The sequence below is a fragment of the Alteromonas sp. BMJM2 genome (genome assembly GCF_027257845.1).
In the GTDB taxonomy this organism is placed as follows: domain Bacteria; phylum Pseudomonadota; class Gammaproteobacteria; order Enterobacterales; family Alteromonadaceae; genus Alteromonas.
On the sequence record NZ_JAPVOT010000003.1, the window covers coordinates 242,950 to 256,356 of the forward strand.

Sequence of the window (13,407 nt, forward strand, 5' to 3'; positions counted from 1 at the left end):
ACGAACCATAGTCTACTTTCTGTACGAGCCTACATTTATCAACCCTAAAATACTTCGAATTAGTTTATTTTTTTGATATCGTCAGCGGCTTGCTAAAAAATCAGAAGAATGGACTCTAAATGACTTTCAATAAGCTATTAGAAAGTAACATTGCTGCCGGTGCTCCAATAATTCAAATTATCAGTCACGATACACTGAGGATTAGAGCCGAAGTTGCAGCAGTTGCGGAAACGCTGGGACGAAACACTTATATATGGGATCGCACCCAAGGTTTACGAGAAAATGTAACCTTTCCGTCAACAGAGATAATCGAAGACACAAAACAACCTGCTATTCCTATTGATTGGCTTAATGGCGTCTTTGAGGATGACGATGAGCTTTTTCCAAAACCAAGTAATTGCATCGTCTTATTGGAAGACTTCCACCCTAATCTGACTGACGTAGACTATACAATAATCGCTCGCCTTAGAAATTTTGCGATTTCGGTGGCAGGGAAAAAGGTTAGAGATATCACTTTAGTTATGTCGCAACCCATCCACCGCCTCCCCGTTGAATTGGAAAAAGAAACCCAAATTCTTACACTTCCACTTCCAAACAAGTCCGATTTAGAAAGATTAGCTAAGCAAGCGAAGCAGACATTCAATATCGCCGAAACCGATTACAGAGTAACGGATGAAGTACTTAGCGCAGCACTAGGTTTGTCTACTAGCGAGGCTCAACTTGCGTTTGCAAAAGCAGCATCACAAAAAAAACGCATAAGCGAAGCTGAAATTCCGCTTATTGTAGAAGAAAAAGAACAAATCATTCGTAAAAATGGACATCTTGAATACTTTCATCCAAAAGCAACACTTGATGATATTGGCGGCCTGGCGAATCTCAAAACATGGCTAAACAGACGAAAACAAGCTTTTACTTCTGAGGCAAAAGACTTTGGTCTAGAAGATCCTAGAGGAGTATTACTCTTAGGCCTTCCAGGAACTGGTAAAAGCCTTGCCGCGAAGGCAGTTGCAAACGCTTGGCAGCTTCCTTTGTTGCGACTTGATATGGGTAAAATTTATGGCGGCATTGTCGGTCAGTCTGAAGATAATATGCGTCAATCGCTGCAGTTAGCTGAAGCGCTTTCACCCAGCATACTGTGGATTGATGAAATAGAAAAAGGGTTATCTGGTATGCAAAGCTCTGGTTCTACCGATGGTGGAACAACAGCGCGTGTTTTAGGTAGCTTTCTTACTTGGATGCAAGAGAAAGACAAACCGGTATTTGTAGTTGCAACAGCAAACAATATTTCTCATTTACCTCCCGAACTGCTTCGTAAAGGACGAGTAGATGAGATCTTCTTTGTTGACTTACCAACAGTAAACGAAAGAGAAGAAATAATAAAAGTACACCTTCGTAGTCGACGAAGAGCAGACGAATTTAGCCAAGAAGATGTGCGTAGCCTTGCACAGACTTCAAAAGGTTTTACGGGCGCAGAACTTGAAGAAGCCATTAAAGAGGCAATGTTTGTCGCTTTTGACGAGGGATGTGACTTAGATAAAAGCCACATTCAACAAGCATTAGAAGCAACATCCCCACTCTCAGTAACCATGCATGAACTTATCAATGACACTAGAAAATGGGCGAAAGGAAGAGCAGTTAAGGCAAGCAGTGAAGAGCCAGAAGATGTAAAAGCCTCTGAAAAATCTTCACCGCAGCCAAAACTTAAAACGGAAATTGAAAACCCATTTGTTTCTTAGGTAGTACATGAGCAATTTATTTTATAACGCGCTTTGCAATAGCGCGGAGCAAGCGACGCAACTAGCAACTGACGTTGATAACGGGCTTACCCCTTTTGTTAATTATCTTAACAACAGTATTTCAGCCTTCAAAAATAAAGAGGTTGTAGCAAAATGGCGCCCGTTAAACGATCGGAAATATGAAATAACGCTGCAAACAAAAATTTTTAAAATAGTCCCAGAAAACACTATTGAAATAATAGACGACAACATTGGTTGGTACGAGCTACAACTCGATGACGAAGATGAACCTTTTGTCCCCGACCTCACCGACCCCCTTGTGATTGGTAAAGGGCCAAACCGAGTGAGTGTAAGCATCCCTCATTATAATTTGAGAGAAAGGGATGACCGGTTCGAGGTAAATTTAAGGGATTATGAACAAACAATAGCGTTTTTTAAAAATCACGCGGTTTGGCAAGGCTATACGTTAAGACTAGTACAGTGCCAGAACTCACTCGATGAAGCCTCAAATGTTCAATTAAATGGCATAAAAGTTCAACATAGGGTAGTGAACGATAAAACCATCAAAATTTATAACCACATTGTTCCAAGTAGAGATAAGTTAACAATAAATGGCATTGAAGTAAGCTTTTGCTTTAAAAGTCAATTTAGCGCTGAGTCTTTACCTAGCAATGCTGAAGAGTTTGATAATGGATGGGTAATTAACAGCAAAATTTCTCCAAATCTACCTAACTGTACGGTGGATAATATTACTAACGCGTGGTTGAAAGAATTAAGTATTTCAAACCTGTCTGGCAATGGAAGCTCACTCTCAAATGCAGATTTTGAAATAAGTAACGAACAAAGCACCCGTATTATCACAGCAAAACATAAAGATGCTCCACAACTAAAGAGTGTTACCTATGATGCTTGGAATTTAGAAATAAAGCTAAAAGAACATAAGCAAGATAAATGGATACAACTTATAGAGCCGGAGTCTAATGACGATACCGGCGTTTCGGCATTAGATTATTTTTTCAGCGATAATGCGTGTATTTTAGATAAAAAGGGCAATAGAAATGATCAATACAAGATTATTAAATCTGACAGTGAAGAGCGCAGGCTTCTTTTAGGTAAAAAAGAAAAACAAAACGAAAGTATTTATCCTAACGATGACGAAATTAAAGCGTTAGCAGATGTAAGCCAATTGCTTAAACAGCGAGATGCAATTCAAGCACTTAAGAAAGCGCCTACACTGGGAAACTTTAATCTTTTATCATTGTTTTCAGACCGCGACCGCATGGAGTGGCCGGAAATAGCGCCGGAGTTGCTTAATGAAAAATCGTGGAAAATACTTAAAGATACAAGTTTTGATGGCTGTTTAGAGCAAAGAGAATTTGTATGCAAAGCCCTTGCCTCTGAAGATTTTGCCATTCTTGATGGTCCACCAGGCACAGGAAAAACGACTGCGATATTAGAGCTCATTGTTCAATTGGTTAAGCAAGGAAAGCGAGTATTACTAACAGCCTCAACGCATGCCGCTATCAATAATGTTTTAGAGAGAATAGACAGTAATAATCTTCAAGATTTAGTATTCCCTCTTCGTATTGGTGATGCCAATAACGCGAGAGGAGTAGAGCACTACCAGTTTGATAACCTAAAAAAAGACCATAGTGTCGATTTTGACTGCAGCGAGCAACTACTGGTCGATAGTGCCAACCTTATATGTGGAACAACCATTGGGATCATGCGCCTGTTCAACAACGAGAATGTAACCCTTCCCGACGTTACACCGGCATTCGATGTGATGATTATAGACGAGTGCAGTAAAACCCCTTTCCAAGAATTTTTGGTGCCTGCACGCTACGCAGCTAAGCATATTTTGGTTGGTGATATTCGGCAGCTTTCCCCATTTACAGATAGAGAACAAATTGTCGCTAATCTGCAAAAGTTAATGCTTAGGCCGGGATACAGAAAAAAGCCAGATATCTTACTCAGCTCAGCGATTCAAGAGGCCTGCTTTTTAATTGAAAAATTGCGCGATAAGCGTAGTAATTTCACTAATCAACTTGTATTGCCGGTAAGTCACGAAGTTTGTAAATCTTTGAACAAAGAAATAGCGAAAAGATGGGAGTTGGGCGATGAGGCAGTTGACCAACTGTTAGTAATAGATAGAAAACCAATAGACTATCTGCCCCTTTGGCAGAACAATATCCTGTTTGTAGAAAAAAATACGCTTGCACAAATACAAGACAAATTGCCTGCCGACGCCGTGGTACTTTCATCCGAATGGCAAGATAGTCATCATGCATTTGTAAACAATATATTGTTTGAGAATTCGCAACAATGGAGTGATAGAAGGTCAAGCTACCATTCATCTAAAGAGATCTATTCTGAACTGATGAAAAGGCTTAAATCCACGAGTTGGGCAGAAGAGCTTTGCTGGCGCTTGGAACGTTTGTACTGGTTAAGGCTAGTAAGTTCGTTCGACTCTAAAACACGTAATTATAAAAAAACGATAGAACGGTTATTGCCAAAAACTGAAGATACAGAAGGTCGAGTTTTTCAGTTGCAAAATATTGCATTTCCATCTGTTTTAGAAGCGTTATCTGGTGCTGGGTTACAAAAGCGAAAAAGAGACAGCTTGCACACACTGAATGGTGGCTTTCGTTCGAGTGAGAAGAATGCCCGACAAGTAACACTTAGCTACCAACATAGAATGCATCCAGATATATCCAAATTCCCGAGTAAGCAATTTTACCATGGAAAATCATTAAAAAATGGCAGTAAAGTCTCTGACAACAGAGTGTGGGACTACACGCGATACGATCGTAACGGACAGCGCTGTCATAAAATTTGGGTTGATGTTTCTAAAAGCTTGAAAAACGCGAGAGTGAACAAGAACAAGAATCATGCGGAAGTAAAACAGGTCATAGAAGAGCTTTCCCGCTTTGCAGATTGGGCAGAAGGAAACAAAAACATTGATGGAGAGCCATTTACTGTAGCAATACTTACTTTTTATAAAGGCCAAGAAAATGCACTGCGCTCTGAACTACAAAAACTCCCCGGAAATAACAAAAGTTATTCAACATTTAAACTAAAAGATACCAGTGTAAAGCTTGCCACCGTCGATTACTTTCAAGGACAAGAAGCAGACTTAGTCATTCTATCTATGGTGAATAACGAGAGAGATGGCTTTCTTGACTCCCCTAACCGTCTTAATGTGGCAATTACTCGCGCAAGATACCAACTGGTGATAGTTGGAGACGAAAATTACTTTGCTAACAAATCACGTACGGATGAGCTGAAAAATCTAGCCCGACACACTACTACCGTCAAAGGAACTGAACTATGACAACCTTTAACAGCCTTGCCGAACTTGAAGTGGTATTAGAAAAAGAACCCGAACGAAAAACACCTAAAAAACACAATAACGCTCCACGGAAGAAAAGCAACGAAAAGCCAAAGCAAAGCCAAAGCCTCGCTACTATTTTAGAATCGCAAACAAGAGTTAAAGCGTTTCATGCTATTGCTACTCTTTCGATTGCCAGCAAAAGAGAAGATTTACAGCGAATATTAAGTGCCGATAGGTTACCGCTGAGACTGCGCGAGTACCTAAAAAAAATCGGCGTATATGATAATAATTCTGACCTTACCGAAAAAGGGCTAGAGCTTAGTCGCACAGGTACAATTCAACTTGAAGAAAAAGGCCTATATCAATTTTGGTTCTGCGAACACCCTCTGATAGGAAATCAGCTGATAGCGTTACAACGCCTTGATGCGCTTAGTCCTAATATTGAAGGCAAGACGTTAGGCAAAAAAGGGCAAGCTAGAACGCTACACTTTATAAACGGTGGAGCTAAATGTTCAGTGTTCGATAAGGAATCCAAAAATTGGAAGACTTGTCATACGGAAATTAAAGATATTGATGTTATCTCTGAAGAAGTGATGGGCCACGACGCTACGCTCACTTGGAATCTTGATGCTAATAACAGCGTAGAGTTGAAATGCAACGTAAAAGTTAAGGAATTGAAAAATAGGCGTGGTAATAACCATAGCAATGCTCAACAAAATGAAATCGAGTTACCTCTTTCATTTAAAGGTGAAAGCCAAAAATCAACCACTGTAGTTTACGGCTCTGTGGCTGATTACTTCGAAGGAGAATGGATAGAAGAAAGGCTATCTATACAATTACCGTTTTCAGAAAAAATAGATGATTTTGCTATTTTAAATGCATGCAAAATAAGAGACTTACCCGCTGAGCCGCTGAACATTCATGAAGTGGGCAAAATGCATATTAAAAGTTTAAAGCCTTTTAACATTGAGCCTACAGATAGTAGAAGTGATCAACAAATTTGGCTTCAAACATGGCTAAAAGGTTATTTCACTCAACGCCCAGTATCCCCATTGCAGGCAGAGAAAGACCAGCTTTTGTGGCGAAGTAAAAAACAGTTAGCACACTTAGACATACCGCCGATTGGACAAAAAGAAATTTTGGATTTACTAGCTGAAAGTGGAAGAGGAAGGGCCTACTGGAATGCTGCAGCAACAATAGACCTAATTCCATCACAAACCAGCCAGCAAGGTATACCGCTAACCTTGCAGAGTGGAGACAGCGTAACACCTCAACGCCTGCTCCAGCATTTAACAAACGATCGCGTTATAACGCGTATGTTTATTTCAGACAGATACTATCGAACAGATAAGCAAGAGCAACTTCTTAATGCAATAGCAAACACTTGCCCAGGCAAACTTTTAACGGCTAGAAGTAGCGAGACAAGAATTCAGCCCCATGGTTGGAGCCTCGACTTTTTTGAAAAAAGCAAACCAGAAAATCACGACCGATATTGGATTATAGAAACAAGCCAGAATGAACAAATATGGAAAGTCAGCACTAGTCTAGACTTTTTAAGGCAACAACCAAATGATGAATGGGAAGTAGCCGGTTATCCCACATTCACGCCCATGTCGCGCAGTGATTTGCCCGAGTTCCTTTTAAAGTATTTGGAGAAAAACTAATGGAGCAAATAGTTGCTAGAAAAGAGATATTCACTAAAAATTTTTCATCGCATCCTTTACCGCCATTATTCATCAGTCAAGATTACGAAGAAAGCGAGTTTAAGACCGAGTGGCTTACGCCCTCAACTGACGAGGCGGTAAAATGCCTTATCAGTGGGAGTAAGCAAACTGTTTTTATTAGCACCGACGCTTTAGAAGAAAAATACGTAGATATCATTCGTAAAAATATAGATGAAAAAGGTCTTCGTGTTTATCTATGCCTAGGCGGTAAAAAAAAGAACACCTCAGTAATTGCTAAACTTAAAGATCGTTGTTTTATTCGGTATGGCGTTGCGCAAGTTGGCAGCTTATGGATTTCAGATTGCAATACATTAAATGCACAAGGCAGTATTCACCTTGGCGATTACCAAGCAACGCTCAATAAAAGCCAACTCGATGATAGCTATCGGAGCTTTTGCTATTTATTCTGGAATAGCGCTACGCATGAAATCTCCGAAGGTGAAGAATCGAAAGTAGGCTCCTTAGAAACGAAAATAATAACCAACAACGACTTTCATCAGGCGCATAAATTAAACGATCATTTGAAGTGTGACACCGCTGAGTTTCTTTGCCAAACAAAGCATACGACTGACCTACAGTTATCAATTGCACCACAAGCAAAAGTTATAGCTAGTAGAAAGCTGAATCAATTAGTATCTTCAAGTATTGAAGAGCAGCTGCACGTTGCTTTAGCAGAAGGTAACTTACCAACGATTAGCGCTGGCGACAATAAAATATGGCTTCTCCCTGATGAAGCTAATTCTAACAGCGTAAATTGGGCATTAGAGCTGAACGGACAACAAGCCTTAGAGCTTAAAACTTCTCTGGAAGAGTTTATTGATACCGTAAAATGGCAGCTATCGTATGACACGACTGTCGAAAATATAGTTGGCAAAGCGATTCTATACCCAGATTCATTAGACTCAGAGCCTCTTACTTGCAAAGAAAATATATCTTCTGAACTTAAAGATTTCATTTGCGACTCCTTCGAAGATTTTTTAGACGCTGAACCATCGACGCTTGTACGCCGCCAAACAGGGTTCCAAAAAAATCAAATTGCTAAGAGCGTTCAGTACGGTGTACGTATCCATCCTCCCTATTTACCAAAAGGCGCAGTACAAGCTGAGTTAGTTGTTCAATGGGAAAGAGCTGATAAGCAATGGCATGCAGCTATCAATACGCTGAGAGCTAAAATAAAAAGTTTAGAGTCTACATTTGATGAATTAAAAAGAGGTCCATTGATTGGAAAATTAAAGCAGTTTTTACTGGGTCAGAATCGTGCGCTGAAGGAAAACACTGGAAATTTGGGAGAGCTTAGCAGCTTTTTGCCAAGCTCAAGCTCACCAGCTGACCGAGAAGAAAAAATGGCGATTTTAAAGAAGGTAGAGTTTGAGATATCCCGTAGAGAAAAAGATACTGAGGCTGAAAAGCAAAAAGCTAAGGTGCTGAAAAAATGGGAAGAAAAACAAGAATCACTTCTAGCTAAATTAAGAGAAAGTGAAGATGCTTATGGCAAAAGCGTTTCAAGGAAAGAGCAGCAAACTATAGAAGTTAAGAAGAAAAAAGACCTTGTTAAAAGTCAAGCGCAAGAGAGATTGCAGTCTTTCAGTGAAAGCAGCGATCAATATGAAAACATTCCAGCAAATTTTTATTTTGAAGAGCTGAGCAAATTAATTAAAACCAGCAAAGACGCGAAAAAGTGGCCTGGTGAGCTAAAAAGCCTGATAAACAACGCTAATTCGCAACTTAATCAGTTATCAAAATCTCTAGAAACACTTGCCGGTAAAGTAGAGCAGTCGAAAAGAGATGTCGGTAGCTGCAAGCAAGCATTAGAAGATCACAAGAACGAAAACACCACATCTAAGGAACCATCAGACCACTTTGATAAACAACTTGGTATCAAAGAAGATCAACCAATCAATATCACTTGGCCGACAGCTGAATTACCTGCAAACAATTTACAACTATTCAGTGCGAAGAATAAGCTTTACTTAGTTGTTCATTTTCAAGAGCACATTGAAAAAGCAAAAGAGGATGCTGCACGATTAGGAGCATCTTTATGCGTAAAGCGCGAACAAGGAATGGAAAATGCCTGAGCAAAAAGTAATTCTCACAATTGATGATGAAGGAAAAATTACAGCGAAAACGGATGGCTTCAAAGGAGAAGCCTGTCTGGAAGCAGTAGAAAGCTTATTAGAGCAAGAACTCAATGTAATAAATATTAAAAAGACAGATGAATATTTCCAAGCAAATGAACTAGTGAGTAATCGAACCATAATCAATAGTCGAGGCCGTCCTTGAGTGCAGTAATCACCACAGCAACCCCCTTTACAATTCAAGATGTTCTTTTAGATGCACTAGACGTGTTAGGGTACGAACCAACTATTGTCACAATTGATAATATAAACACCTTTAACCACAGCAACCCACTTCAAGTGAGTGACATAATAACAAATCGCCAAGACTACTATGGAAACCAATACTTTCGTCTAGTGAATGACCTATGGGTTTTATTTCATGATTCTAGTGAAATGAATGGTAGGTTAGTTAGTAAAACTAGCAAACAATATCAATCGGTTGGACTCTTTTTAAAAGAGCTTTCTACTGAGTACACACGGCAGTACGATATTTACTTAGAACACCTAGCAGAATTTGAAAAGCAACGCTTAGAGGCCGAGCGTAAAGCTAGAGTGGAGGCAACGAGAAAAAAAGCCATAGAGCAGGCAAAAGCGCAAGGCTATGTTGTTAAAGAAAAGTATGTAAACGGAAAAATTCAGTTAGTATGCTCGCGGACAGCATGAAATTTCAGGCTTCAGATGAGTTCAACGTTTCGCATATTGAACCTGCCACTCATATTTATGGACCTGGAACACGCTTTACACTGTGGGTGCAAGGCTGCTCGCTTGGATGTAAAGGTTGCTGGAATGAAGAGATGTGGCCTAAAAGGCCTCGAACTTTGATCCACCGCATTGAGTTACTTCAACAAATTTTGCGTGCTCCAAATATTGATGGCATAACAATTCTCGGTGGAGAACCTTTGCAGCAGGCTGAAAATACTCTTTGGCTTCTAGCAGAAATACGGAAGCATAGTAACCTATCAATAATGACTTACACAGGTTACGAACCGCACGAACTGAAACAAATGGGATATTGGAAACCGCTTCTTGAATTCGCAGACATCATAGTTGCAGGTAGGTACCAAGAAGACAAAAGAAATACTTACCTTCGCTGGCGCGGTTCCGAGAATCAACAAGTCATTTATCCAGACAATTCGAGGCTTGCTCAATACCCTGACGAGAGCAACGACTTGGAAATGATTATTTCAGAGCATGGGGCTATAACGACGCTGGGATATCCGGAACAACAATAGAGCTCCTATAAATATTACGTAGATTAGGTATGCACCCTTCTCTACATTTCAACACTCATCAAGGAAGATTTATGAACAAATTATTTATTCTCATCCCCTTACTATTTATTCCATCGTTAGCTTTTTCAGCCTCTCACTTTGAGCCGTCGAAATATAGCTGCTCGGGTATCGAAAAACGCATAAAAAATATAAATTCAAAAATGCGCTCTGGTTATAGTGCTAGAGAAGGTGAGAGATTAAGAGAAGAGCTCAGAACACTCAAAGACCATCGCTATGCATGCAAGAAAAAACAGTTTTCAACTAAGTAAAGTGTGTTACTAAACACTTATCTCAACTTCCTGCTCTACCAACGCACATAACCTAGGCGCTATGTGCGTGCCTTTAAATAAGCCTATTTCAGCCAACGTGAAAACTCTCGTTCTAACTGGGCTATTGGCCGTCCGTAAAGCTTTTGTATGTCATTCACCGAAAGCTCTGCACACCCGTTTTCAGACTCTTTTAATAACAGGCGACTCATAAACTGTTTTTCTTTAGTCATCATAAATGCGACAAGTGCCCAACTGGTCGCGTAGTGTCGCTGTGTATCGTTATCCCAACCGTTACGTGTACTTGCGAATAACTCGGTAAGCGATACGGGCTGGTTTTTCAAAAGATATGACCGCCAATGGCTTTGTGACAGGTTTTCAGCGTATTCCGCCATTCCTTCGTTGAGCCACCTTGCCATTTGACCATACCAATGCTGATTTATCGTGTGCACAATTTCATGCGCCACCGTGTTTGCCGTACTCTCGTCATCGCGAATAAGCACAACAGACTCATTATTTCCTGACGTATAAAAGCCAGCAGTTGGTGTTTTCAACGATGACTTTTTCTTACTGTATTGATTGTACAAGGCTCTTGTTTTGAAGCTTCTTACGCTTGCCACTACCGATACTATTGCAGCTTCAGGCGTTATCTCTCCAAACATTTTCATGGCTCTGTTTACTTTATCGGTAGATGCTTTACGAACCGCATACGATAAATTTTGAGAAAGAAAATTAATCGATATGTTGTCTGGCTTAATTACCCCCGCCACCCTCAGCGACGTTTTGTCATTGAGTATTCGTGGCTTATCGCTGATATGACGAGTTCCATCAGCACCAATCCATGTGTATAGCGTTTTATCTTTGGGCGGTTTTTTCTTATCTATACATGTTGAGTAGTTTGATTCTAAGTGTTTACGAGTTTTGCTGTTATGAATTACTGGGCTAGCTATAGACTGTTGAGGAGATATTGCTAAAAACGCATCTTGTAAGGGATGTTCAATGCGAATAGATTCCGCATGCGCAAACAGCTCATGTAGCCAATGTGGTAATGCAATGCTCTGCCTTGCCACATATAATACTATTAGCGTGTTTATCAAAAAGGCTATCGATATGAGCGATACCTTTATGCAAAGTCCTTTTGCATTAGCCATTTTTGTTTCCTTTCAACCAAGGGGGTTTGTTGAAGGTACTCTACAAAAAACAAACCTCGCTTTCGAGTTTTAATTTAGGCATTAGGTATTGGTTTTAATAAAACTGATTGCTAGTAATCCAAACCCAAATACCCCTTTTCTCTCCTCAACTCGTAACAACCTAAAAGCCCTTACCCAAAACGTAACCAACCGTAAACCAAAAACATCTAAAAACGAGGCTCTCATCAAAAAAGCGCTACTATTTCTACTACTGCTAACCGTTCTAGCACTCGCTGGCGCTATGTGGTTTTTTCAAAACCAGCAAAGCGAACCTAAGCCTAGCTATACTGAACCATGGCGAAGTGCAGTGTGGAACAATGCTTTGTGCCGCTTTTTTGCAGTAAGCAGCGATAAGCGAGATGTGGCATTACTGAACGAGGGGCTGTCGAAGGCATTGGGTAATGAAGAGGTAAGCACTGCAGTTGAAACCTGCCCTGCACTCTCATCATTGTCTTCTAACTTATCTGCTCGGGAAGTGCGTTTGTTTGAAATGTTGCAGTCGGTAACTGTACTCCCTGGCTCGCCATTAAACACAGCCGATAACAATGCGTTAGCGCTTATGTCTTTTATCGAGCAATACGGTCCACTTACTACCGCAGATATGCGCGTTTATGAGGTAGATATAGATAACAAGCTTTTCGCTTATGAACTGCGCTTTAAGGATGCTCGCGCATACGTAATGTATAACTTCTCGTTTGATACCCACCCATTGCCGTTACCCCTTGGATTTATGGCTTCAACCAAAATTACGCTGTACAGAACAGATAACCCCACGTTTAAGCGTTTTGTAACCAGCGGCCCGTTAAGTATTACCTATCATTCTGCCGTGGTGGTTATTGTTGATTGAGTTAAATTATACGCGGTCAGCCCAAAGGGCGTAGTCACTCTGTTATACTAATACATACCATAAGTAGTATTTTGACTGCGGCTAATTCGGTGAGGCTTCGACGGAGCGTGTATGTTGTTTAAAGCAACAATGTTTTTCTTTTTAACTATTGTGAGCTTTGGGCTGGCTAGCAAAACACACATAAATGGTGAGCCTACCCAGCAAGCTGAGCTAAATGAAATACAGTGGCCTGAAACCCAACCCGTTTTACGATTTGCGATAAATCATTTCCCTCCCTATTCCATATTGTCAGAAGGTAAGCCACCAGCCGGTATAAACGTTATTGCCATGAAGCTGATTGCCGAGCGGCTGAACATGCGTTTGAAATTTATAGAATGCCCTTTTGCGCGCTGCATTGTGTTGCTTGAAAAGGGGTTGGTAGATGTTTTTATTGGGTTAACCTATAGCGACGAAAGAGCAGAGTTTTTGCACTTTATCGAGCCCTCTGTAGCACCAGGAAGCGTTCAAACCTTTTACGCTAGGCAAAGTTCAACAACCTCTATTAACGAATTTGCCGATCTTAACGGGCTAATTGTCGGCCTTTTACGTTACAGCCTGTACTTCCCCGAATTCGATAACGCCACAAGTTTTGCAAGAGTGGAAGCCAACACCCACTTGCAGCTTATCGATTTATTACTTAATAAGCGCATAGACACCTTCGTCGGCTCTGAACAAAGGTTTAATTACCTGCTGCAAGAGCAAGGTTTAACTAACATAATTTCGCAGCAAAACTATCACATAACCGAAGACAGAAAGGTGTATCTTGCACTGTCGAAGCGCTCTGAGTATGCGGCGCTAGCAGAATTATTCAGCGAAGCGCTACGTGCTGTAAAAAGCAAAGGCATATTTAATACGCCGTTTGATATACACCACATTGAATAAA

Annotated in this window: 11 protein-coding genes; 10 read left to right on the forward strand and 1 reads right to left on the reverse strand. The window is 40.5% G+C overall.

Annotated elements, in window-relative coordinates; genetic code table 11:
- The first annotated feature begins 119 nt into the window (after nt 1-119).
- The 8 genes from O9X84_RS05515 (at nt 120) to O9X84_RS05550 (ending at nt 10,451) form a co-directional block, all read left to right on the forward strand.
- Nucleotides 120-1,736, forward strand: coding sequence for an AAA family ATPase (locus tag O9X84_RS05515; RefSeq protein WP_269518626.1), 1,617 nt, complete (start codon nt 120-122; stop codon nt 1,734-1,736).
- A 7-nt stretch (nt 1,737-1,743) separates the two neighbouring features.
- Nucleotides 1,744-5,070 (forward strand): AAA domain-containing protein, encoded by a 3,327-nt coding sequence (locus O9X84_RS05520; protein ID WP_269518627.1) that lies wholly within the window; start codon nt 1,744-1,746, stop codon nt 5,068-5,070.
- Nucleotides 5,067-6,734 carry a hypothetical protein gene (locus O9X84_RS05525; protein WP_269518628.1) on the forward strand — a complete coding sequence of 556 codons (1,668 nt, stop codon included), beginning with the start codon at nt 5,067-5,069 and terminating at the stop codon, nt 6,732-6,734. Before O9X84_RS05520 ends, O9X84_RS05525 begins: the two co-directional genes overlap by 4 nt.
- Complete coding sequence (locus O9X84_RS05530) at nt 6,734-8,869, forward strand: hypothetical protein (RefSeq protein WP_269518629.1); 2,136 nt, start codon at nt 6,734-6,736, stop codon at nt 8,867-8,869. Before O9X84_RS05525 ends, O9X84_RS05530 begins: the two co-directional genes overlap by 1 nt.
- Nucleotides 8,862-9,074 (forward strand): DUF2997 domain-containing protein, encoded by a 213-nt coding sequence (locus tag O9X84_RS05535; protein ID WP_269518630.1) that lies wholly within the window; start codon nt 8,862-8,864, stop codon nt 9,072-9,074. The genes O9X84_RS05530 and O9X84_RS05535 overlap by 8 nt, the downstream gene beginning before the upstream one ends.
- On the forward strand, nt 9,071-9,574 hold the full coding sequence (locus O9X84_RS05540) for a hypothetical protein (protein ID WP_269518631.1): 504 nt from the start codon (nt 9,071-9,073) through the stop codon (nt 9,572-9,574). The genes O9X84_RS05535 and O9X84_RS05540 overlap by 4 nt, the downstream gene beginning before the upstream one ends.
- The gene (locus tag O9X84_RS05545; RefSeq protein ID WP_269518632.1) at nt 9,571-10,143 is read left to right on the forward strand and encodes a 4Fe-4S single cluster domain-containing protein; all 573 of its coding nucleotides are present in this window, start codon (nt 9,571-9,573) and stop codon (nt 10,141-10,143) included. Before O9X84_RS05540 ends, O9X84_RS05545 begins: the two co-directional genes overlap by 4 nt.
- 71 nt (nt 10,144-10,214) lie before the next feature.
- Nucleotides 10,215-10,451, forward strand: a complete 237-nt coding sequence (locus tag O9X84_RS05550) for a hypothetical protein (RefSeq protein ID WP_269518633.1) — start codon at nt 10,215-10,217, stop codon at nt 10,449-10,451.
- A gap of 83 nt (nt 10,452-10,534) precedes the next feature.
- Here O9X84_RS05550 and O9X84_RS05555 read toward each other — a convergent pair whose 3' ends face one another.
- Entirely contained in the window at nt 10,535-11,599 is a 1,065-nt protein-coding gene (locus O9X84_RS05555) for a collagenase (RefSeq protein WP_269518634.1), read from the reverse strand.
- A gap of 88 nt (nt 11,600-11,687) precedes the next feature.
- Here O9X84_RS05555 and O9X84_RS05560 point away from each other — a divergent pair, with 88 nt between their 5' ends.
- Nucleotides 11,688-12,485, forward strand: a complete 798-nt coding sequence (locus tag O9X84_RS05560; protein WP_269518635.1) for a hypothetical protein — start codon at nt 11,688-11,690, stop codon at nt 12,483-12,485.
- A gap of 111 nt (nt 12,486-12,596) precedes the next feature.
- Nucleotides 12,597-13,406 (forward strand): substrate-binding periplasmic protein, encoded by an 810-nt coding sequence (locus O9X84_RS05565; protein ID WP_269518636.1) that lies wholly within the window; start codon nt 12,597-12,599, stop codon nt 13,404-13,406.
- Nucleotide 13,407: the final 1 nt, after the last annotated feature.